Consider the following 20,567-nt stretch of genomic DNA (forward strand, 5'->3'; position numbering starts at 1 on the left):
CATTACATATCTGGTTCCAATGCCCCAAACCACGCGTCGCCGTCCTATCCCCTTGAAAAGGCTCTTCGATCTCAATGCCAAAACTCCCCGTCGCCGTCTTGTCCGGCTTCCTCGGGGCTGGAAAGACCACTTTGCTGAACCACGTCCTGAACAACCGGCACGGCCTGAAGGTGGCGGTGATCGTCAACGACATGAGCGAGGTGAACATCGATGCGGATCTGGTGCGCGATGGCGGTGCGAACCTGTCCCGGACCAATGAGAAGCTGGTCGAGATGACGAACGGCTGCATCTGCTGCACGCTGCGCGACGATCTGTTGAAGGAGGTCCGCGCCCTCGCCGAAAACGGCCGCTTCGACTATCTGCTGATCGAATCCACCGGCATCTCGGAGCCGCTGCCGGTCGCGGCGACCTTCGATTTCCGTACCGAGGACGGCGAAAGCCTCTCCGACGTCGCGCGTATCGACACCATGGTCACCGTGGTCGACGCGGTGAACCTGCTGAAGGATTATTCGTCGACGGATTTCCTGGAGCAGCGCGGCGAAGCGCTGGAGAACGACAAGCGCACGCTGGTCGATCTCCTCGTGGAGCAGATCGAATTTGCCGACGTGATCGTTCTCAACAAGATCGACGACGCCTCGCCCGCGCAGCGCGAAGCGGCGCGTCAGATCATCCGCGCCCTCAATCCGGAAGCGGATTTGATCGAAGCCAATCATAGCCGCGTCGCTTTCGATCGCATTCTCGACACCGGCCGATTCGACTTCGAAAAGGCGCAAGCGCATCCGCTCTGGTTCAAGGAGCTCTACGGCTTCGCGGATCACGTGCCCGAAACCGAGGAATACGGCGTGACAAACTTCGTCTATCGCGCGCGCCGGCCGTTCGATCCCGGGAAGTTCGACGAGTTCGTCAGGGAGTCCTGGCCCGGCGTCATTCGCGCCAAGGGACACTTCTGGCTGGCGACGCGCCCGCAATGGCTCGGCGAGATCAGCCAGGCCGGCTCGATCACGCGCACTGAGGCGCTGGGCTTCTGGTGGGCGAGCGTGCCCGTGGAGAGATGGCCGGACGATCCGTTCTGGCGGCAGCGGCTGCGCGCGAACTGGAACGACGTCTATGGCGATCGCCGCCAGGAGATCGTGTTCATCGGCACCGGAATGGACCAAGCCTCGCTCCGTGCACGCCTGGACGCCTGCCTCGTCCCTGGCAAGCCGGCGATGAACGTTGCGGAATGGGCCAAGCTCGCAGACCCCTTCCCCGTCTGGCGCCGCGCGGATGAAAGCACCCGGGCGGAGCACGCATGAGCAACGTCGTTCGATTCGTTCCGAAATCCGAACGCGAGCGGGAGCGCCTCATTCGTGAGGCGCGTGCCATCTACGACAGCATTTTTCCGCCGGTGACAGCTCTCGGCGAGCCCGCCGACGATGATGCAGGCCCAAGGGCTCCGCACGAGGCGGTCGCCGAAATCAAGCCAAAACAACGATAAGGGATGAGGTGGTGCGCTCGGAGGGACTCGAACCCCCACGGTGTTACCCACTGCCACCTCAAGGCAGCGCGTCTACCAATTCCGCCACGAGCGCAAGGAGATACCGGCCTGAGGTCGTTAGGCTGGCCGGATCAGCGGTCGCCGATCTAACAAATCCATCAGGGGGATACAAGCCTGCAAGGCCCCTGAATTCCACAAGCTTGGCAGGAAAGTCCTTATCCCCGTCCGGATCGGCCCTATCGGGTCCCCGAAGCCGTGACCGCGTGGCCAAGGCGCTACCGCGTCCCCTGCGTGCGCGGCAGCATCTGCTTGACCTCGACCGCGATTCTGTTGCGGTCGACCAGAACGACACCGGAAGCGACCGGCAAATTGTTGGCGAGAACCTTGACCTCGTCGGCCTCGGTTGCGTCCAGCTCGATGATGGCGCCGCGGGAAAGACGTAATACTTGATGGATCGGCATGGTGGTCGTTCCGAGGACGACCATGAGATCCACGGTGACTTTATCGAGAGTGGGCACTGTCAGGACCGCCGCAACTTGGGACTAAACCAAAGGACTTGGTATTTGCTCCCGTGATGTTCACCACGTTATGGTTAGCCAATGGTTAATTCGCCCCAAAACCCCCGCCAAGAGCTCGATTTGGCGTCGTTTTCCGCCTCTGGCGGCGAGCCCGTCGAATGGCGAATCTCGGACGCGCCGGTGCCTTATCCGGAGGCCGTCGCCGTCATGGAGGCGCGCGTCGCCGCGATTGCCGCGGGCGAGGCCCCGGAACTGGTCTGGCTGCTCGAACACCCCCCGCTCTACACCTCCGGCACCTCCGGCAAGGACAGCGACCTGCTCAATCCCCGATTCCCGACCTTCGCCACCGGGCGCGGCGGGCAGCTCACCTACCACGGGCCCGGCCAGCGGGTGGCCTACGTCATGCTCGACCTCAAGCGGCGCCGGCCCGACGTGCGGGCCTATGTCGCGAGCCTGGAGGAACTGATTCTGCGCACGCTCGCCGCCTTCAACGTCCGCGGCGAGCGGCGCGAGGACCGGGTCGGCGTCTGGGTGAGGCGCCCGGACAAGGGGCTTGAGCATGAGGACAAGATCGCGGCCATAGGCGTGCGGCTGAAGCGCTGGGTCTCCTTCCATGGCATTGCCATCAATGTCGAGCCGGAGCTGTCCCATTTCGCCGGCATCGTGCCCTGCGGCGTCGCCGATCCCCGCTACGGCGTGACGTCGCTGGTGGACTTTGGCCAGCTCGTGTCGATGGCCGATGTCGACATCGCGCTGCGGCAGGCGTTCGAGGCGTTGTTCGGGGCGACCAAGGCGTTGGTGCCAGAGGTGGTGGTCTAACATTTTCCTGTTCGAGCCCGACCGCGCGTGCTCTCCGCGCACGGTGGAATCGGTTATGCTCGTTTCCGGCGTCGCCCACGCCTCCCCCCTCCGCCGGGAAAGCAGACCTCATGCCGGGCGAGTTGATCATCGGACCGACTGTTCGAGCACTGGGCATAAGGAGGGATTGCGTTTCAGCTCGCAATGGGAGGTTCTCTTGATGAAGCTGTCTGCACCCATCTATCATCTGAAGCGAAAGGCAAAACGCCTGTCGCGCGAGGAAGGCATTCCGCTGCACGACGCGCTTGACCGCATCGCCACGACGGAAGGGTTTTCCGCCTGGAGCATGCTTGCGGCGAAGGCCGCCGCACTCTCGCCCGCCAACAGGCTTTTCCCGCAATTCAAGCCGGGCGATCTCGTGCTGGTCGGGGCGCGTCCCGGTCACGGCAAGACGTTGATGAGCCTCGAACTCGCGGTCGAAGCGATGAAATCGGGGCATCGCGCCGCGTTCTTCTCGCTCGAATACACCGAGAAGGACGTCTTCGAGCGCTTTCGTGCGATCGGCGCGAACCCGGCACAGTTCGATCAACTCTTCGAGGTCGATTGCTCCGACGCGATCAGCGCCGATTACGTCGTCAAGCAAATGGCGGCTGCGCCGCGCGGCACGGTCGTGGTGATCGACTATCTGCAGTTGCTCGACCAGAGGCGGGAAAATCCTGACCTGACCGTTCAGGTGCACGCGCTGAAATCATTCGCGCGCGACAAGGGGCTGATCGTCGTCTTCATCTCGCAGATCGACCGGTCCTATGATCCCTCGGTCAAGCCCTGCCCCGACATCAGCGATGTCAGATTACCGAACCCGCTGGACCTGAAGCTGTTCGACAAGACGTGCTTCATCAACAACGCCGAAGTGCAGTTCCGCGCAGCAAGCTGATGACAGGCCGCGGGTGAGATCGCTCACCCGCGGCTTGCGGCCTCACGCAGCAGCCAGCGACATTTCGAGCTTGCCGGCGATGTAGCGCCGCTCCTGCGTCAGGCCGCCAAAGCCGTAGGCATCGCTCTTGACCTCGTCGACATGCAGATAGGTCTCGGGATGCAGCGGGCCGAGGATATCGGCCATGCGCTTGAACATCGCGGCGAGATAGGACGCCTTCTCGTCCTTGGTGTTGGTGCCTTCGCTGACATGGATGTCGATCCAGTAGCTGGCGAGCTTCTGCTCGGCGAGCGACCTGCCGCCGGCGAACCAGTCGTTCGCATCGACCGACTTCACGATGATGGCGGTGACCTTGGGATCCTTGTGCAGGATTTTTGCGGTGAGCTCGGACACCGCATTCGCAATGTCCGCCTTCAGCGACGGCGATTGGCGCGACGTGGTGTAGGACACGGTGATCAGGGGCATGGTCGTTCTCCTCAAAATGCTGCGCAGGTCTTGCGCGGCGTTGATGAGAAGCTAGACCTCCCGTCATCATTTTGGTATCTTATCCTTTCTGATACCAGTGATAATCAATCATAATGACAGCAACACTCGACATCGCCACCATCAAGGCCTTCCTGCTGGTCGCCGACCTCCAGAGCTTTACGCGGGCGGCCGAGGCGCTCGGCACGACGCAGGCAGCCGTCAGCCTGAAGCTCCAGCGGCTTGAGGCGCTGCTGGGCAAGCGCCTCGTCGAACGTTCGCCCCGCGCGGTCCGGCTCACGGCCGACGGCGCGGCGTTCCTCGGTCGCGCCCGCGCGCTGATGGAAGCGCATGACCGCGCGCTGTCGAGCGAGGCTTCAACCGCGCAGTCGCTCTCGCTCGGCATCTCCGATCACGCCGCAGGCCCCGAATTGGTGCCGCTGCTCGAACGCCTGCACGCGATGTCGTCAAATCTCGCGCTCGCCGTCACCATCGGCTTCTCCCGCGAGATGCAGGATGCCTATGATTCGGGCGAGCTGGATGCGGTGATCGTCCGTCAGGAAGGCAGCCGCCGCGGCGGCGAGAAGCTGACCGAGGATGAGTTCGGCTGGTTCGCGTCACGGCGCTTTGTCCTGCCGAAGGGCGAGGCACTTCCGCTTGCGACGCTGGCCCCGCCCTGCGGCGTTCGCGCCATCGCGGTGCGCGCGCTCGACAAGGCCGGCATTGCCTGGCGGGAACGATTTGTCGGCGGCGGCGTCACGGCGGTGGTCGCAGCCGCACTTGCAGGGCTTGCAATTGCGCCGCTGGCGCGGCGGATCGCGCCGCCCGGGCTGGTCGACATCGGGCCAGCGCACAAGCTGCCGAAGCTCGGCAGCTCGAAGGTGATGCTGCATTCGAAGGTCAGCGATCCCGCCAAGCTCGCGGCGCTGCGCACGGTGGCGGCGACGTTCAAGAGTGTGGCGTCCTAACGCTCGGACCGCTATTCCTCTCTCCCCGCATACTTGCCCGCCACACTCCAGTAAACGATCCCAGCCGGGCCACCTGCGAGAACAAACGCCGCGCCGAGCGAGCCGATCTCCCGGAAGAGTAGCGCACAAAACAGCGCGCCGACCGCGACGCCTGACACCGCGTAGAACCAAATGGTGCGGATGCGCAAACGCTCGGCGAGCCAGACCAGGATGGCCGCTGGAGGCCCGGTCAGAACGCACGTGATCAACAGCGTCAGCGGGAAGACGAAGAGCGACGCTGCAAACGTGTCATCCACGATCTGCTTCGCGCTACGCTCAGGTGCGATCAACGCAAGGGTGGCGAATATCACCACATCCAGCACAATCGACGCCGTCAGACACCCACGAAACCAGCCATTCACAGCGCGGGGACATGCATCGCACGACATGACATCACCTCACAGGATCGCCTCGAACGCACTCCGCAACGTCTCGTGCCGGAATACAAACCCACGGCTCAGCGCCTTGTTCGGCAGCACGCGTTGACCGCCGAGCAAAAGCTCGTCGGCAAAGCCGCCGCCGATCCGGCGCAGCAGTCCACCGGGAATGCGGAACACGGCGGGCCGATGCAGGCGGCGGCCGAGTTCTTCGGTGAACTTTGCGTTGGTGACCGGGATCGGCGCCGTGGCGTTGACGGGGCCGGTGAGATCGGGCGTCGCCATCACGTAAGCGATCAAGCGAATGAGATCGTCGCGCTCGATCCAGGACATCCACTGGCGCCCGGTGCCGAGCGGTCCGCCGAGGCCGAACTCGAACGGCGTCAGCATGCGCGTGATGAAGCCGCCTTCCGTGCCGAGCACGAGGCCGATGCGCAGATTGACCACGCGCACGCCAAGCTCTTCCGCGGGGCGTGCTGCCTTCTCCCAGGCCGCGCAGAGTTCATGGCTGAAGCAGGCATGAGACTTGGCAGACTCCGTCAGCACCTGGTCGGCCCACAGGCCATACCAGCCGATCGCGGAGCCGCTGACGAGCACCTCGGGCTTGCGGTCGAGCCGTGCGATCAGCTTGACGACCTCGCCGGTCATGTCCACGCGCGAGCCGATGATCTTTGCGCGCTTCGCCTCGGTCCAGAGCCCGTTGCCGATCGGCTCGCCGGCAAGATTGACGATGGCGTCGATGGGCGTGTCCGGGGCGAGCTGATCGAGGCTGGTGATCAGCGTCACCGGCGGCGGCAGCATCTCGGCCTTGGCGGGGTTGCGGATCAGCGCGATGACATGATGCCCTGCTCCACTGAGGCTTGCGGCAAGACGACCGCCGATGAAACCGGTCGCGCCCGTGACCAGCACGGTCTTGCGGCCCGGCAGCTTTTCGACAAGTCCGCTTGCAGGAACGCTCTTCATGCGGCCGAGCCGGCGCATCGCTGCAAAGTCCCTGACGCCGCAGAGCGCCGCGCCGACCGCGCAGGCACTCGCGGCGAGACTGAGCAGCCCTTGGTTTACGACGATCACGCCAAAGGGCTGCACCGCCCAGTCGATCAGCACCGGCAGCAGCAGCACCAGGATGGCACCGTAATTGATCGCGAGCAGCGTGTGATTGATCCGCTCGCTCGGCGGCAATTTTCGGCTCAAATCCTCCTCGACGAAATCCATCAGCGTGATCACGATCTCGGCGACCAGCACGGCGACAATCAGCAGCGCCAGCACGCCATAGACTTCGAGCCAGCCAAGCAGCAGGAACAGCAGCGCATAGAGCATGTTGCGGATGCCGTGCAGCTTCAGCTCGAAGCGCTGCGAGGGGCGCCAGGCGAGACGCTCGGTGAATTCATGGTGATAGAAGGTGTCGAACACGCCCATCACGATCTGGATGGCGATGAGCGTCCACAGCAGCGGCGTCATGATATGGCCTCCCTGAACACGGCGGACTGGTGGATCAGCGCGCCGTAACGCGGATGAATGACATCGAGGGTGAAGCGGAACGCGCCCTCGCCGAGATCGCTGTGCGTCACCGTGAGATCGCCCGGCGTGAGCCATTGCGGCAGCGGGATCCACAAGCTGCCGATCTGGAGGCCGTAACCGGCGCTGCGGAAGGTCAGCGCATGGCCTTCGACCGCGATACGCAGCGCCATCGAGACGCCGAAGCCGACATATTCCTCCAGCCCGGTCGGGCCGGCAAAACGTTTGGCGGAATGGATCACCTGCGGAAAGCCGCGCTTGCGCGCGCAGATGCGGGTCCAGGTCTGGCCGCCGGTCGCACCGTCCTCGGTGACGGTCACGATCATGGGCACGCCGGTGTCGCGGCCGGTCGGCAACGGGCCGCCGATCAGACGCGCGGCCTGCGCGAACCACCAGCCGATGTCGCTGAAGGATAGCTCGTCGACCACGCCGACATAGACCACGCTGTCGCCGTCCGCCACGCGCTTCGAAAAGCGCCGCCAGGTCCCGAGCGGCAGGCGTCCCCAGTCCTCGTCCGACAGCAGCGCGCGGAAGCGGCGGTCGTCGAGCAGTTTGATGTGAGTGGAGGTTGATGCGCTGGAGGCTGATAATCTCGCCGACGTCATCACAACCTCCTCAGACCTATTTGGCTTTGCCCAGCGGCAGCAAATTGGCGATCTTCTCGCCAAGCCGCATCAAGGCGACCAGCCGCGGCCGCGGCACCTTCAGCATCTGCATGAACCAATGGTCGGCGAGCTCGGTGAAGGCGAGCATCTCCTTCAGCCGTTTGCTCGCGACCGGATTGATGGTGGGATCGTCGGCGGCGTCCGACACGCAGGCCCGGAGCGCCGTGATCGCCGGGTCGAGCTCCCGCTCCTTGCGGCGCGCCGCGATCCGAGCTGCGACCTCCCAGATGTCGGTCTCCGCCTCGTAATGGTCGCGGCGGTCACCCAGGATCGGCACCCGCCGGATCAGGTTCCAGGCGAGCAACTCTTTCAGCGAGTTGGAGACGTTGGACCGGGCCATGCCGAGCGTGTCGGCGATGTCCTCGGCCGTCATCGGCGCCTCCGCGAGATAGAGCAGCCCGTGGATCTGGCTGACCGAGCGATTGACGCCCCACCCGTCCCCCATGTCGCCCCAATGCAGGATGAAGCGCTCGACGGCGGCAGGGAGTTTCTTCTTTCCGGTTATTTCTGTCATGACAGAAATATCTGACGAATACGATTGGGTGTCAAGTGCGGATGCGGCTTGCGTCCTGTATGCCGCTGATCGAAATTGCCTAAAGACTGACCGACAAGGGAACCAAACGCACGCTTGCGCGTTTGCCCCGGTTCAGGCGGGGTTGTGGAATGGTCAAAAAGTCCAGTCAACAGAGAGACTTGTTCGAGAGCGAACGGAGTTTCCGGCTGTTGGTGGAGGGAGTCGCGGACTACGCGCTCTACATGCTCGATCCGACCGGCATCATCACGAGCTGGAACATCGGCGGCGAGCGCATCAAGGGCTACTCGCCCCAGGAAATCCTCGGCCAGCATTTCTCCCGCTTCTACACCGAGACCGACCGGGCCATCGGCAAACCGGCGCGTGCGCTCGGCATCGCGCGCGACCAGGGCCGCTACGAGGAGGAAGGCTGGCGCGTCCGCAAGGACGGCACGTTCTTCTGGGCGAGCGTCATCATCGACCCGATCTACGAGGACGACCGCCTCGTCGGCTTTGCCAAGATCACGCGAGACATCACCGAGCGGCGCACCGCGCAGCTCAAGCTCGAGGCGATGCAGACTCAGCTCGCCGAGTCGCAGAAGTTCGACGCGCTCGGGCAGCTCACCGGCGGCGTCGCGCACGATTTCAACAATCTCCTGATGATCATCACCGGCAGCCTTCACATCCTGAAGAAAGGCGATCCCGACGACGAGAAGTTTCAGCGCGCGATCTCTGCGATCGATACCGCCTCCAAGCGCGGCGCCGCGCTGACCGCCCAGCTGCTCACCTTCGCGCGGCGGCAAAGCGTCAATCCGCAGGCGATCACCTTCGGTGAGCGGATCGATGCGATCCGCGAAGTGCTTCACGCCGGCGTCGGCAGCGCGGTTCGTCTTGCCTTTGACATCGAGCGTGAGGTCTGGCCGGTCAGGGCCGACGTCTCGGAGTTCGAGACCGGGCTGCTCAATCTCGTCATCAACGCCCGCGATGCCATGCCCGACGGCGGCACGGTCACGGTCGGCGCGCACAACATCGTGCTGGACGATCCGCTCCACAGCGGCGAGTACGTCGCCATCACCGTCGCCGATACCGGGCTCGGCATTCCCTTCGACGTCGTCGACAAGATCTTCGAGCCGTTCTTCACGACGAAGCCGGTCGGCAAAGGCACCGGTCTCGGCCTGTCGCAGGTGCACGGCTTCGCGCACCAGGCGGGCGGCACGGTCAAGGTCGCAAGCGAGCTCGGCAAGGGCACGACCTTCACCATCCTGCTGCCGCGCGCAACCGCGACCGCAGCGCATGAGACTATCGAGACAGCGCCCGTGCGTGGCAGCGGCACGGTGTTGCTGGTCGAAGACAATCCTGATGTCGCCATCGTCAGCATCGGCCTGCTGGAGCAGCTCGGCTATCGTGTGCACCGGGTCGCCGACGCCGAGTCCGCGCTGCGCGAGCTCGAGCACAACGGCGTCGACTTCGTCTTCTCGGACATCGTCATGCCCGGCAAGATGGACGGGCTCGGCCTCGCCCATCTCCTGCGCCAGACCCGCCCCGACCTGCCGATCCTGCTCGCCAGCGGCTACAGCGAAGCCGCCGCCGGCGTGCGCGGCGTTTTCCCGATCCTGCGCAAGCCGTATGAGATTCACGAACTGAGCGAAGCGATCTCGAAGCTGCCGAGGTGACCAAGCGAGCTTAGGGCATCAAAGTCACCACGGCGTCATGGCCGGGCTTGACCCGGCCATCCACGGCTAGCCGCGCGGGAGGAAGAACGTGGATGCCCGGGACAAGCCCGGGCATGACGAGATTCTCTGAAGCTACACCGTCGGCAACACCGAGAACGTCTCGCCTGCCCTGCGCAGGTTCAACTCATCCGTGCTCGCCGTCTCACTCGTCACACTGTCCACGCGCGCCGACGGCGGGCCATGACGGCACAGCGCGACCATGTCGGCGACGTGATTGGGCGGACCTGCGAACAGCGCCTCGACGCTGCCGTCGCGGCGGTTGCGAACCCAGCCTTCGAGCCCGCAGGCGACCGCCTGGGATTCGAGCCAGGCCCGATAGCCGACGCCTTGCACGCGACCGCTGATCATGACCTGAAGGATCGCCCGGCTCATTTTTTCAGTCCGAGAAAATCGGCGCTGCGCGCTTTCACGTCGGCCTCTCGCATGACGCGCGAGGTCAATTCAGACGATGGGAGGCCTTTGAGGTTTTTCGGCGGCGTGCCGTCGCGCAGCGCCTTCTGGACCTCGTAGACGGCCTGCGTCGCCGCCGCGATCGGCGCGTGGCCCTGGAGCGCGATGCGCACGCGCTGGCCGGCTAGATAGTCGATCGCGTTCATGTCCTCAGGCGCGCCGCCAAGCACGATCGGCAGATGCGTGGCCGCGACAATCGCCCCGAGCTCGGCACGCGACTTGATGCCGGTGAAGAACAGCGCATCGACGCCGGTGGCTTCATAAGCCCTGGCGCGGCGGATCGCATCATCGATCGAAGTGATCGAGGCCGCGCCGGTGCGGCCGATGATGACCAGCGAGGGATCGCCGCGGCCATCGAGCGCGGCCTTCATCTTGCCGACGCCCTCTTCCAGCGAGATCAACTGCGCCTTGGCCTCGCCGAAGGCGGCCGGCAGCAGCGTGTCCTCGATGGTCAGGCCGGCGGCCCCCGCAGTCTCCAGCTCCTGCACCGTGCGGCGCACGTTGAGCGCATTGCCATAGCCATGGTCGGCATCGACCAGCACCGGCAGCGCCGCCGCGCGCGACATCCGCCGCATCTGCTCGGCCAATTCGGTGAGCGTGATCAGCGTGACATCGGGGTCGCCCAGCACCGCGAGCGAGGCGACCGAGCCGCCGAACATGCCGAGGGAGAAGCCGAGGTCCTCGGCGATGCGGATCGAGATGGCGTCGTAGACCGAGCCGGGATGGACGCAAACCCCGCCCGACAGGATCGATCGCAGTTTCTCGCGGCGGGAACGAAAGGCCATGGTGCTGTCTCTCTCTGGGGACCGACGCGGTTGCCCCAATCTCCGTCATTGCGAGGAGCGCTTAGCGACGAAGCAATCCAGTCTGTCTCCGCGGGTGCGTTTCTGGATTGCTTCGCTGCGCTCGCAATGACGGCGTTTGTGGCGCCGCCATCGCGTCTTGACGAGCTACGCAAACTCCAGGATCAGCGCGTCCACCGCAAGCGTCGCACCGGCGCTGGCGTGCACCTTCTTCACGGTGCCGTCCTGCTCGGCGCGCAGCACGTTCTGCATCTTCATGGCCTCGACCACCGCAAGCGTCTCGCCGGCCTTGACCTCCTGCCCCTCGGTCACCGCGATCGAGACGACGAGCCCGGGCATCGGACAGAGCAGCTTCTTGCCGGTGTCGGCAGCCGTGGTCACCGGCATCAGCTTCGCCGAGGCAGCCTCCGCTTCGGTCCAGACATAGACCGGGACCTCGACGCCCTGATGCGCGAGGCGGATGCCATTGGCGATCGGGCGTGTCTGCACCGCGACGAAATGCCCGTCGATGGTGCCCTGCCAGACCGGATCGCCCGGCTTCCATGCCGACTGCAACAGATGCGCATTGCCGGCCTTGCCGCCGGCATCGACGAAGCGGATCGCAATCGCGTCGCCCTCGCGCGCGACTTCGAGCAAAATCTCCTGGCGATCGAGCCAGACTGCGCGGCGGCGCTCACGCTGCACGATACGGCCGCCCATCTGGCCCGAGATCTGCCGCTTGCGCTCGCCGAGCACGTGATCGACGGCGGCGCCGACAGCGGCGATCCGCCGCGCGACCTCGCCTTCGGGCACCCGCACCGCAAAGCCCTTGGGAAACTCCTCGGCGATCAAGCCGGTCGAGAGATTGCCCTCGCGCCAGCGCGGATGATGCATCAACGCGGACAGGAACGGGATGTTGTGCCGGATGCCGTCGACATAGAACGAGTCCAGCGCGGTCGCCTGTGCTTCGATCGCGGCCGCGCGCGACGGCGCATGCGTGACGAGCTTGGCGATCATCGGATCGTAATGGATCGAGATCTCGCCACCCTCCTGCACGCCGGTGTCGTTGCGCACCGTGATGCCGTCCTTGCTCACTTCCGCCGGCGGGCGATACTTCACCAGACGCCCGATCGAGGGCAGGAAGTTGCGGAACGGGTCTTCGGCATAGAGGCGCGATTCCACGGCCCAGCCGGTCAGAGTGACGTCCTTCTGCGTGATCGCGAGCTTCTCGCCGGCGGCGACGCGCAGCATCTGCTCGACCAGATCGACGCCGGTGACGAGCTCGGTGACGGGATGCTCGACCTGGAGACGCGTGTTCATCTCCAGGAAGAAGAAGCTCTTGTCCTGGCCTGCGACGAACTCGACGGTACCGGCGGAATCATAATTCACGGCCTTGGCCAGCGCGACGGCCTGCTCGCCCATCTTGCGGCGGGTGGCCTCGTCGAGCAGCGGCGACGGCGCCTCCTCGATGACCTTCTGGTTGCGGCGCTGGATCGAGCACTCGCGCTCGCCGAGATAGATCACGTTGCCGTGCTTGTCGCCCAGCACCTGGATCTCGATGTGGCGGGGATCGACGATGAACTTTTCGACGAAGACCCGGTCGTCGCCGAACGACGCCTTCGCCTCGGCCTTGGCGAGATTGAAACCTTCCGCGACCTCGGCCTTGGAATGCGCGATGCGCATGCCCTTGCCGCCGCCACCGGCTGAGGCCTTGATCATCACGGGGTAGCCGATCTCGTCGGAGATCCGCACCGCGTGCTTGTCGTCCTCAATGACCCCGAGATAGCCCGGCACGGTCGAGACGTTGGCCTTGGCCGCAGCCTTCTTGGATTCGATCTTGTCGCCCATCGCGGCGATCGCGCCCGGGTTCGGGCCGATGAAGACGATGCCGGCGGCTTCCAGTGCGCGCGGAAACGCCTCGCGCTCGGAGAGGAAGCCATAGCCGGGATGCACGGCCTCGGCCCCCGTTTTACGGCAGGCCTCGACGATCTTCTCGATCACCAGATAGCTCTCGGCGGCTGCGGGCGGGCCGATCAGCACGGCCTCGTCGGCCATCTCGACATGGAGGGCGTCGCGGTCGGCCTCGGAATAGACCGCAACCGTCTGAATTCCCATGCGGCGCGCGGTCTTGATGACCCGGCAGGCGATTTCGCCGCGATTGGCGATCAGAATGCGTTTGAACATGCTTTTCTTGAGTCTCGACCTTGGGCGGGACCCTTCCCTGGCCGTTGGGGCCTATGGGACGGGCCGTGTGGCACCCGTGGTACATCAAAATCGGCCGGAGGCAACGGTCTAAATCCGGCCGCTCTGGCGTACCAGCGCAAGACCGAAACGGGCTAGCTGGTCCCCGCGACGGACTGCGGCTTCCCGGCTCTGGCCACGTCCCGGACGAGGCTGTGAATGAAGCCCAGTTTGGCGACCACCGCCGGCGACAGGATGAAGGGATAGAGGTCGCGCGCGCCCATGGCACGGTTGACGCTGTTGATGGCGAAGGTGAAAGGTAGCCATGCGTTGACGATTGCCTCGATGCCTTTCGCCTCGTAGGGGTTGAAGCGGATGCGCGTCGTCAACTCCCCGTCGTGGTCGACCCTGGGGCGCACCTCCATACCGAACTCGGCGGCCATCTCCAGGGTATCGACGATGTGGAGGTAGTGAGCCCAGGTTTCGGCAAAGTCTTCCCAGGGGTGCGTGGTGGCGTAGGCCGAGACGTAGCTCTGCTGCCAGTCCGGCGGTGCGCCTTCGGCATAGTGGCGCTGCAAGGCCTGGCCGTAATCGACGGAATCGTCGCCGAACACCGCACGGCATTCCTCCAGCCTGCCGCCGTCGCGGACCAGCACGTCCCAGAAATAGTGCCCCACCTCATGGCGGAAATGCCCGAGCAGCGTGCGGTAAGGCTCGCCCATCTCCAGCCTGCGGCGCTCGCGCTCGCTGCCGTCGGTTTCGGTGAGTGCGATCGTGATCAGGCCGTTGTCATGGCCGGTCAAGACTTTCTGTCCGCTGTTCGGATCGTCGGCAAGGAAATTGAAGATCAGCCCGTGCTCGGGATTGTCCTGCCGGGACTGGAGCGGCAGCTTCCAGCGGATCAGGGAATAGAACAGCCGGTGTTTCGCCACCTCCAGCTCGCGCCAGCCGGCGAGCTGAACGGTGTCGGAGAGATCGGGCACGATGCCGTTGTGGCGGCAGGCCCGGCAGTAGCCGGTGGTATCGCCCGCGTCCGTCAGCCAATTGCAGGCATCGTAATCGGCGTTGCTGCACAACATGCGTCTTTCGCCCTTGTCCGCAAGGATCTTCCAGCCCTCCCCGTCGGGCTCGATCGCCGACATCGTCTCCTTCTCCGGCAGGAAGGCGACCCGGTGGCCGCAGCGTTCGCAGGCGCGGTTCTCGAAATAGAGAACGTTGCCGCAGTCCTGGCAGACAAAGAGCTTCAAGATTTAGCCTCTTGGGAAAGGGAGTCTTACGAATATCAGTTGTGGCGCCTCGCAGATACGCGCCCACAGCCTCATCGTTCCAATGTTTGGAACAAATAGCCAGACCGGCCGTTCGTTCATACCCGCCACGCCGTTCGGTGGGCGTTTCCTGACCTATTCCCTTTTGAGCAATGGCCATCACGCTTTGTCTGTGTGAATATCGGTTCGGCACGTGCGCTCCCGCATCACACCGGCCGACACCTTGAACGATCCCTTGCCCGAGACCATCGCCGCCGAACGGCTGCGCCAGCACCTCGACGAGATCGCGCGCGAGCGCGACAACGCCTATCGCGCGCTCCAGGAGCGTGAGGCGGAGCTGGCGCGCGTCCAGCGCATCGGCAGGGTTGGCGGCCTCGAGGTCGACTTCCGCGAGGGCTTCAAGAACCGCCGCTCGCCGGAATATCTGATGATCCACGGGCTGCCCGCCGAGGCCGCCGACGAAACGCACGAGGACTGGGTCGGCCGCGTCCATCCCGACGACCGCGACGCGACCGTCCAACATTTCATGGATGCGCTGGCCGGAACCAGCGAGGACTACACCGCCGAATACCGCATCATCCGGCCCAGCGACCACGAGACCCGCTGGATCCGGGTCGTCGCCAAGATCGAGCGCGACGGCAATGGCCGCGCCATCCGCCTCGTCGGCGCCCATATCGACGTCACCGACCAGATGCTGGTGCGCGAAACCCTGCGCGAGAGCGAGGAGCGATTTCGGCTGATCGCCGACAGCGCGCCGGTGCCGATCTGGGTGACGAAGCTCGACCGAACGCGGTCCTTTGCCAACCAGGCTTATGTCGATTTCGTCGGCCTGCCCTATGACGAAGCCATCGCTTTCGACTGGCGCAAGGTGCTGCATCCCGACGACCTGCCGCATGTGCTCCAGCAATCCGTCCAGGGCGAAGCCTCGCTGAAACCGTTCGTGCTGGAGGCGCGCTACAAGGACGCATCCGGCGAATGGCGCTGGCTGCGCTCGGAATCGCAGCCGCGCTGGGATCCGACCGGCAAGCATATCGGCTTCATCGGCGTCGCCCACGACATCACCGTCGCCAAGCAGGCCGAGATCGAGCTGCGCCAGCTCAACGAGACGCTGGAAGAGCGCATCGTCGAGCGCACCGCCGAACTCGAATCCAACGAGGCGCGTCTGCGCGCGATCCTCGAGACCAGCAACCAGTATCAGGGCCTGGTCAATCTCAAGGGCGAATTGCTCTACGCCAACAACACCGCGCTCGATGGCTTCAAGGCGCGCTCTGAGGACGTGATCGGCAAGCCGCTATGGGAGACGCCCTGGTTCACCGGCACGCATGGCATGAGCACAACCGTTCGCGAGGCGTTCGAGACCGTGCTGAAGGGCGAAGCGGTGCGGCTTGAAATGCGGCTGCGCCTGCCCATCGGCGAGCGCGATTTCGAGTTCGGCATGCGCCCCGTGCTCGACCGTCACGGCAACATCACCGGCGCGGTGCCCGAGGCCGTCGACATCACCGAGCGCCGCCGCGGCGAGGAAGCCCTGCGGCAGTCGCAGAAGATGGAAGCGATCGGCCAGCTCACCGGCGGCGTCGCGCACGACTTCAACAACCTCCTCACCATCATACGCTCCGCCACCGACTTCCTGCGCCGGCGCGAGCTGCCGGAGGAGCGCCGCCGCCGCTATGTCGACGCCATCTCCGACACCGTCGAGCGCGCCTCGAAATTGACTGCACAGCTGCTGGCCTTCGCGCGCCGGCAGCCGCTGAAGCCGCAGATCTTCAACGTCGGCAGCCAGGTCGAGGGCGTGGCCCAGCTGGTTCGCCCCCTGGTCGGCGGTCGCATCGAAATCGTCGTCGAGATCGACGATGCCGATTGCTTCACGGTGGCCGACATCGCGCAATTCGAGACCGCGCTGATCAACCTCGCCATCAACGCCCGCGACGCCATGGACGGCGAAGGCCGCCTCACCATCGCCGTGCGCAAGGTGGAGGGCATACCCAGCTTGCGCGCGCAGTCGGCGCGTGGCGGCAACTATGTCGCGATCTCGGTCGCCGATACCGGCAGCGGCATCGCGCCCGAAAATATCGACGCCATCTTCGAGCCGTTCTTCACCACCAAGGAGGTCGGCAAAGGAACAGGTTTGGGTCTCAGCCAGGCGTTCGGCTTCGCCAAGCAGTCCGAAGGTGACATCGCGGTGACGAGCGCGCACGGCAAGGGCGCGACCTTCACCATCTACCTGCCGCAGGCGCAAAGCCCGGCCGCCGAGAAGGAAGCCGCGGCGCTGACCAGCGAGACCGCCACGACGGGGCGCGGCTACCGCGTGCTCGTGGTCGAGGACAATGACGATGTCGGCCAGTTCTCGACCGAGCTGCTGGAAGACCTCGGCTATGTTACCCGCCGCGTCGCCAACGCCAATGCCGCGCTCGCGATCCTCGGCGAGAACGAATTCGCCGTCGACCTCGTCTTCTCCGACGTCATCATGCCCGGCATGAACGGCGTCGAACTCGCCGGCATCATCCGCGAGCGCTATCCGGGCCTGCCCGTCGTGCTCACCTCCGGCTACAGCAACGTGCTCGCGGAAAATGCCCATCGTGGATTCGAGCTGATCCAGAAGCCGTATTCGGTGGAGTCGCTGTCGCGCATCCTGCGCAAGGCGATCACGGAGAAGCTGTCGGTGGCACGGTAGGTATGAAGTTCGCAAGACGCCGCCATCAACTCCGTCATTGCGAGCGCAGCGAAGCAATCCAGAATCGTTCCGCGGAGAGATTCTGGATTGCTTCGTCGCTCCGCTCCTCGCAATGACGGCGCGGTGACGCAGTCGCACTCGAACAGGCTTATATGACGTGAAACCCGCCCTCCTCTCCGCCTGGCAGACCTGGGCACTGCTCTCCGCCTGCTTTGCCGCGCTCACCGCCATCTTCGCCAAGGTCGGCGTCGAGAACATCAATCCTGACCTCGCCACCTTCATCCGCACCATCGTGGTGCTGCTGGCCTTCTCGGTGCTGCTGTTCTTCACCGGGCAATTCGCGGTGCCCTCGGCGGTCTCCTCGAAAACATGGCTGTTCCTGGTGCTGTCGGGGCTGGCGACCGGCGCGTCGTGGCTTTGTTATTTCCGCGCGCTGAAACTTGGCCCGGCAACACTGGTCGCGCCGATCGACAAGCTCAGCGTCGTGCTGGTAGCCTTGTTCGCCTTCGCCTTTCTTGGCGAGCGCCCGACCGCACAAGGCTGGATCGGCATCGCCATGATCGGCGCGGGCGCGGTGCTGCTGGCGGTGAAGTTCTAGGGCGGAACAAGCTGCGGCAAGATTGGTTGGTGCCGGGGTGCCCCCAGCCGCGATCGAGAAACGGATGTCGAGCGAAAATCCCGATCAGGCAAGGCAGGCCGGCCGCGCGCTGGATGCGGCGAATTTCTTCCTTGCCGACGTCCGCGATGGGCTCGGCCCCTATCTCGCCGTCTATCTCCTCACCGAGCAGCATTGGGACGAGGCGCGCATCGGCCTCGTGATGTCGATCGCGACCATCGCCGGCATCGTGGCGCAGACGCCGGCCGGCGCGCTGGTCGACACGACGCGGGCGAAGCGGCTGCTGATGGGGATAGCCGCCATCATGGTGACCTTCGCCTCGCTGTCGCTGCCGTTGTTCCCGGGCTTCCTGCCGGTCGCGATCTCGCAAGGCATCGCGCAGGCTGCCGCGGTCGTCTTTCCACCGGCGATCGCTGCCGTCTCGCTCGGCATCTTCGGCCATGCCGCCTTCACCCGGCGGATCGGCCGCAACGAGACGTTCAATCACGCCGGCAATGCGGTCGCGGCGGGGCTTGCGGGGCTCTCCGCCTACTGGTTCGGTCCGACCGTCGTGTTCTACCTTCTCGGCGGCATGGCCGTCGCAAGCCTCGTCAGCATCCTCGCAATCCCCGCCCGCGCCATCGACCACGATCTTGCCCGTGGGCTGCACGATGCAGGTCCGGATGCGCAGCACGAGCAGCCATCCGGCCTCGCGGTGCTGCTGACCTGCCGTCCCCTCCTCGTCTTCGCGATCTGCGTCCTGCTGTTTCATCTCTCCAATGCCGCGATGCTGCCGCTGGTCGGGCAGAAGCTGGCGCTTCAGGACAAGAACATGGGCACCAGCCTGATGTCAGCCTGCATCGTCGCCGCCCAATTGGTCATGGTGCCGTTCGCGATGCTGGTCGGCGCCAAGGCCGACAGCTGGGGTCACAAACGCTTCTTCCTCGCTGCGCTGCTGATCCTGCCGCTACGAGGGGCGCTCTATACGCTCTCCGACAATCCGTTCTGGCTGGTCGGCGTGCAGCTGCTCGACGGCGTCGGCGCCGGTATCCTTGGGGCGATATTCCCCGTCATCGTCGCCGACCTCATGCGCAACACCGGCCGCTTCAACATCGCGCAAGGCGCCGTCATCACCGCCCAGAGCATCGGCGCTGCGCTGTCGACGACGCTCGCCGGCTTCGTCGTGGTCGGTGCGGGCTATAGCGCGGCGTTCCTCACGCTTGGCGGGGTCGCAGCGATCGGTGCGCTCGTCTGCCTGCTCGCGCTGCCCGAGACACGGCATGGCAACCCGCGCCCGAGGGGGAAGACAGCGGCATCGGCTTCCGCTATCGCTGCCGAGTGAACCATTCCATTTCAAGGATTGAACGTGCCGTCTGACGCCATCTGGGCCTGGAGCATCATCGTCGCCGCGACCGCAGGCGTCATCATCCGGCCCTTTCGGCTACCCGAGGCGATCTGGGCTGTCTTCGGCGCCGCGGCGCTAGTGCTGTTTGGCTTGCTGCCGTGGCAGGACGCGCTGACAGGCGTCGAGAAGGGAATCGACGTCTATCTCTTCCTGATCGGCATGATGCTGATCGCCGAGCTGGCGCGGCTCGAAGGCCTGTTCGATTATCTCGCCGCGGTCGCCGTGGAGTATGCAGCCGGCTCGCCGCAGCGGCTGTTTCTCCTGATCTACATCGTCGGCACGATCGTGACCGTGCTGCTCTCGAACGACGCCACCGCGATCGTGCTGACGCCCGCCGTCTATGCCGCGACCCGCGCAGCCGGTGCAAAACCGCTCCCCTATCTCTTCGTCTGCGCCTTCATCGCGAATGCCGCAAGCTTCGTGCTGCCGATCTCGAACCCCGCCAACCTCGTGGTGTTCGGCGCGCACATGCCACAGCTCACCGAATGGCTGCGCCTGTTCGCCCTGCCCTCCGCAGCTTCGATCCTGCTGACCTATATCGTGCTGCGCCTGACCCAGCACCGCGCGCTGAAGGAAGATACGATCGCGCGCAGCGTGCCGCATCCGAAGCTCGGCCGCGGCGGCAAGCTGACGGCGGTCGGCATCGTCGCGATTGGAGTCGTGCTGGTCACGGCGTCGGCGCTGGACAAGCAACTGGGGCTGCCGACGTTCATTTGCGGCGTGGTGACGGCTGCGATCGTGCTGCTGATCAGCCGGCAATCACCGCTGCCCGTGCTGCGCGGCGTGTCCTGGAGCGTGCTGCCGCTGGTCGGCGGGCTCTTCGTGATGGTGGAGGCGCTGGTCAAAACCGGCGTGATCGGGCAGCTCAGCGCGCTGCTGCATCAGGCGGTCGGGCAATCCGTGACGCAGGCCGCCTGGAGCGTGGGCATTGCAACTGGAGTCGCGACCAACATCGCCAACAATCTGCCCATCGGCCTCGTCGCTGGCTCGGTTGCCGCCGGCGATCATCTGCCCGCGCCCGTCGTCAGCGCCATCCTGATCGGCGTCGATCTCGGACCCAATTTGTCGGTTACAGGTTCACTCGCCACCATCCTGTGGCTGGTCGCGCTGCGGCGGGAGAAGATCGAGGTCGGCGCCTGGCGGTTTCTCAAGCTCGGCATGCTGGTGACGCCGCCGGCCCTGATCGCGGCCTTGGCCGCCGCGATCAGGTAACACGCAGAC

The 20,567-nt window shown here is 65.1% G+C and carries 20 protein-coding genes and 1 tRNA gene; 10 read left to right on the plus strand and 11 right to left on the minus strand.

The genetic code is table 11. The features are described 5' to 3' along the window. Positions 1-74 precede the first annotated feature (74 nt). Together zigA and AB7532_RS21510 are read left to right on the plus strand one after the other, a co-directional pair. A complete protein-coding gene (gene zigA, locus AB7532_RS21505; protein WP_441236727.1) occupies positions 75-1,295 on the plus strand; it encodes a zinc metallochaperone GTPase ZigA in 1,221 nt (406 codons plus the stop codon). Then, positions 1,292-1,477 carry a hypothetical protein gene (locus AB7532_RS21510; protein WP_441236728.1) on the plus strand — a complete coding sequence of 62 codons (186 nt, stop codon included), beginning with the start codon at positions 1,292-1,294 and terminating at the stop codon, positions 1,475-1,477. The genes zigA and AB7532_RS21510 overlap by 4 nt, the downstream gene beginning before the upstream one ends. 9 nt (positions 1,478-1,486) lie before the next feature. Here the strand turns inward: AB7532_RS21510 and AB7532_RS21515 are convergent. Together AB7532_RS21515 and AB7532_RS21520 are read right to left on the minus strand one after the other, a co-directional pair. Beyond that, positions 1,487-1,571, minus strand: a tRNA-Leu gene (locus AB7532_RS21515). Positions 1,572-1,752: 181 nt separating this feature from the next. After that, complete coding sequence (locus AB7532_RS21520; RefSeq protein ID WP_008141759.1) at positions 1,753-1,995, minus strand: FliM/FliN family flagellar motor switch protein; 243 nt, start codon at positions 1,993-1,995, stop codon at positions 1,753-1,755. 81 nt (positions 1,996-2,076) lie between these two features. Here AB7532_RS21520 and lipB point away from each other — a divergent pair, with 81 nt between their 5' ends. Beyond that, positions 2,077-2,814 (plus strand): lipoyl(octanoyl) transferase LipB, encoded by a 738-nt coding sequence (gene lipB, locus AB7532_RS21525; RefSeq protein ID WP_441236729.1) that lies wholly within the window; start codon positions 2,077-2,079, stop codon positions 2,812-2,814. Positions 2,815-3,013: 199 nt separating this feature from the next. Continuing rightward, positions 3,014-3,727, plus strand: a complete 714-nt coding sequence (locus AB7532_RS21530) for a DNA helicase (protein ID WP_441236730.1) — start codon at positions 3,014-3,016, stop codon at positions 3,725-3,727. Positions 3,728-3,769: 42 nt separating this feature from the next. Here the strand turns inward: AB7532_RS21530 and AB7532_RS21535 are convergent, their stop codons facing one another. Continuing rightward, positions 3,770-4,192: a tautomerase family protein gene (locus AB7532_RS21535; RefSeq protein ID WP_441236731.1), complete on the minus strand. Its 423-nt coding sequence runs from the start codon at positions 4,190-4,192 to the stop codon at positions 3,770-3,772. A 113-nt stretch (positions 4,193-4,305) separates the two neighbouring features. Here AB7532_RS21535 and AB7532_RS21540 point away from each other — a divergent pair, with 113 nt between their 5' ends. Then, a complete protein-coding gene (locus tag AB7532_RS21540; protein ID WP_441236732.1) occupies positions 4,306-5,157 on the plus strand; it encodes a LysR family transcriptional regulator in 852 nt (283 codons plus the stop codon). An 11-nt stretch (positions 5,158-5,168) separates the two neighbouring features. Here the strand turns inward: AB7532_RS21540 and AB7532_RS21545 are convergent, their stop codons facing one another. Genes AB7532_RS21545 through AB7532_RS21560 form a run of 4 tightly spaced genes read right to left on the minus strand, consistent with a single transcriptional unit; the run spans position 5,169 to position 8,267 of the window. Continuing rightward, positions 5,169-5,585 carry a hypothetical protein gene (locus AB7532_RS21545; RefSeq protein ID WP_441236733.1) on the minus strand — a complete coding sequence of 139 codons (417 nt, stop codon included), beginning with the start codon at positions 5,583-5,585 and terminating at the stop codon, positions 5,169-5,171. A gap of 9 nt (positions 5,586-5,594) precedes the next feature. Next, positions 5,595-7,031 carry a TIGR01777 family oxidoreductase gene (locus tag AB7532_RS21550; RefSeq protein ID WP_441236734.1) on the minus strand — a complete coding sequence of 479 codons (1,437 nt, stop codon included), beginning with the start codon at positions 7,029-7,031 and terminating at the stop codon, positions 5,595-5,597. Next, on the minus strand, positions 7,028-7,693 hold the full coding sequence (locus AB7532_RS21555) for a DUF4166 domain-containing protein (RefSeq protein WP_441236735.1): 666 nt from the start codon (positions 7,691-7,693) through the stop codon (positions 7,028-7,030). The genes AB7532_RS21550 and AB7532_RS21555 overlap by 4 nt, the downstream gene beginning before the upstream one ends. 16 nt (positions 7,694-7,709) lie before the next feature. Beyond that, positions 7,710-8,267 (minus strand): GbsR/MarR family transcriptional regulator, encoded by a 558-nt coding sequence (locus tag AB7532_RS21560; RefSeq protein ID WP_212486519.1) that lies wholly within the window; start codon positions 8,265-8,267, stop codon positions 7,710-7,712. A gap of 149 nt (positions 8,268-8,416) precedes the next feature. Between AB7532_RS21560 and AB7532_RS21565 the strand changes: the two genes are divergently transcribed. Then, positions 8,417-9,937, plus strand: coding sequence for an ATP-binding protein (locus tag AB7532_RS21565; protein WP_441236736.1), 1,521 nt, complete (start codon positions 8,417-8,419; stop codon positions 9,935-9,937). A 132-nt stretch (positions 9,938-10,069) separates the two neighbouring features. Here AB7532_RS21565 and AB7532_RS21570 read toward each other — a convergent pair whose 3' ends face one another. The 4 genes from AB7532_RS21570 to AB7532_RS21585 all read right to left on the minus strand — a co-directional run bounded on the left by AB7532_RS21570 (position 10,070) and on the right by AB7532_RS21585 (position 14,657). After that, positions 10,070-10,369 (minus strand): acylphosphatase, encoded by a 300-nt coding sequence (locus AB7532_RS21570; RefSeq protein WP_441236737.1) that lies wholly within the window; start codon positions 10,367-10,369, stop codon positions 10,070-10,072. Then, complete coding sequence (locus AB7532_RS21575; protein ID WP_441236738.1) at positions 10,366-11,232, minus strand: isocitrate lyase/PEP mutase family protein; 867 nt, start codon at positions 11,230-11,232, stop codon at positions 10,366-10,368. The genes AB7532_RS21570 and AB7532_RS21575 overlap by 4 nt, the downstream gene beginning before the upstream one ends. A gap of 165 nt (positions 11,233-11,397) precedes the next feature. Next, positions 11,398-13,413, minus strand: coding sequence for an acetyl-CoA carboxylase biotin carboxylase subunit (locus tag AB7532_RS21580; RefSeq protein ID WP_441236739.1), 2,016 nt, complete (start codon positions 13,411-13,413; stop codon positions 11,398-11,400). A gap of 152 nt (positions 13,414-13,565) precedes the next feature. After that, positions 13,566-14,657 (minus strand): zinc-binding metallopeptidase family protein, encoded by a 1,092-nt coding sequence (locus tag AB7532_RS21585; protein ID WP_441236740.1) that lies wholly within the window; start codon positions 14,655-14,657, stop codon positions 13,566-13,568. Between the two features lie 211 nt (positions 14,658-14,868). Between AB7532_RS21585 and AB7532_RS21590 the strand changes: the two genes are divergently transcribed. From AB7532_RS21590 to AB7532_RS21605, 4 genes are all read left to right on the plus strand, one after another. Next, positions 14,869-17,346: a PAS domain S-box protein gene (locus tag AB7532_RS21590; protein ID WP_441236741.1), complete on the plus strand. Its 2,478-nt coding sequence runs from the start codon at positions 14,869-14,871 to the stop codon at positions 17,344-17,346. Positions 17,347-17,503: 157 nt separating this feature from the next. Beyond that, on the plus strand, positions 17,504-17,944 hold the full coding sequence (locus AB7532_RS21595; RefSeq protein WP_441236742.1) for an EamA family transporter: 441 nt from the start codon (positions 17,504-17,506) through the stop codon (positions 17,942-17,944). A 64-nt stretch (positions 17,945-18,008) separates the two neighbouring features. Beyond that, entirely contained in the window at positions 18,009-19,283 is a 1,275-nt protein-coding gene (locus AB7532_RS21600; RefSeq protein ID WP_441236743.1) for an MFS transporter, read from the plus strand. Positions 19,284-19,307: 24 nt separating this feature from the next. After that, positions 19,308-20,558, plus strand: a complete 1,251-nt coding sequence (locus tag AB7532_RS21605) for an arsenic transporter (RefSeq protein ID WP_441236744.1) — start codon at positions 19,308-19,310, stop codon at positions 20,556-20,558. The last annotated feature ends 9 nt before the right edge of the window (positions 20,559-20,567 follow it).

Origin of the sequence: Bradyrhizobium sp. 930_D9_N1_4, assembly GCF_052076015.1 — a bacterium.
Classification (GTDB): Bacteria; Pseudomonadota; Alphaproteobacteria; order Rhizobiales; family Xanthobacteraceae; genus Bradyrhizobium.

Bases quoted from the DNA above. Each gene is read 5' to 3' on its own strand.
- zigA (WP_441236727.1), top strand. From the start codon at position 75: ATGCCAAAACTCCCCGTCGCCGTCTTGTCCGGCTTCCTCGGGGCTGGA.
- AB7532_RS21510 (WP_441236728.1), top strand. From the start codon at position 1,292: ATGAGCAACGTCGTTCGATTCGTTCCGAAATCCGAACGCGAGCGGGAG.
- lipB (WP_441236729.1), top strand. From the start codon at position 2,077: ATGGTTAATTCGCCCCAAAACCCCCGCCAAGAGCTCGATTTGGCGTCG.
- AB7532_RS21530 (WP_441236730.1), top strand. From the start codon at position 3,014: ATGAAGCTGTCTGCACCCATCTATCATCTGAAGCGAAAGGCAAAACGC.
- AB7532_RS21535 (WP_441236731.1), bottom strand. From the start codon at position 4,192: ATGCCCCTGATCACCGTGTCCTACACCACGTCGCGCCAATCGCCGTCG.
- AB7532_RS21540 (WP_441236732.1), top strand. From the start codon at position 4,306: ATGACAGCAACACTCGACATCGCCACCATCAAGGCCTTCCTGCTGGTC.
- AB7532_RS21545 (WP_441236733.1), bottom strand. From the start codon at position 5,585: ATGTCGTGCGATGCATGTCCCCGCGCTGTGAATGGCTGGTTTCGTGGG.
- AB7532_RS21550 (WP_441236734.1), bottom strand. From the start codon at position 7,031: ATGACGCCGCTGCTGTGGACGCTCATCGCCATCCAGATCGTGATGGGC.
- AB7532_RS21555 (WP_441236735.1), bottom strand. From the start codon at position 7,693: ATGACGTCGGCGAGATTATCAGCCTCCAGCGCATCAACCTCCACTCAC.
- AB7532_RS21560 (WP_212486519.1), bottom strand. From the start codon at position 8,267: ATGACAGAAATAACCGGAAAGAAGAAACTCCCTGCCGCCGTCGAGCGC.
- AB7532_RS21565 (WP_441236736.1), top strand. From the start codon at position 8,417: ATGGTCAAAAAGTCCAGTCAACAGAGAGACTTGTTCGAGAGCGAACGG.
- AB7532_RS21570 (WP_441236737.1), bottom strand. From the start codon at position 10,369: ATGAGCCGGGCGATCCTTCAGGTCATGATCAGCGGTCGCGTGCAAGGC.
- AB7532_RS21575 (WP_441236738.1), bottom strand. From the start codon at position 11,232: ATGGCCTTTCGTTCCCGCCGCGAGAAACTGCGATCGATCCTGTCGGGC.
- AB7532_RS21580 (WP_441236739.1), bottom strand. From the start codon at position 13,413: ATGTTCAAACGCATTCTGATCGCCAATCGCGGCGAAATCGCCTGCCGG.
- AB7532_RS21600 (WP_441236743.1), top strand. From the start codon at position 18,009: ATGTCGAGCGAAAATCCCGATCAGGCAAGGCAGGCCGGCCGCGCGCTG.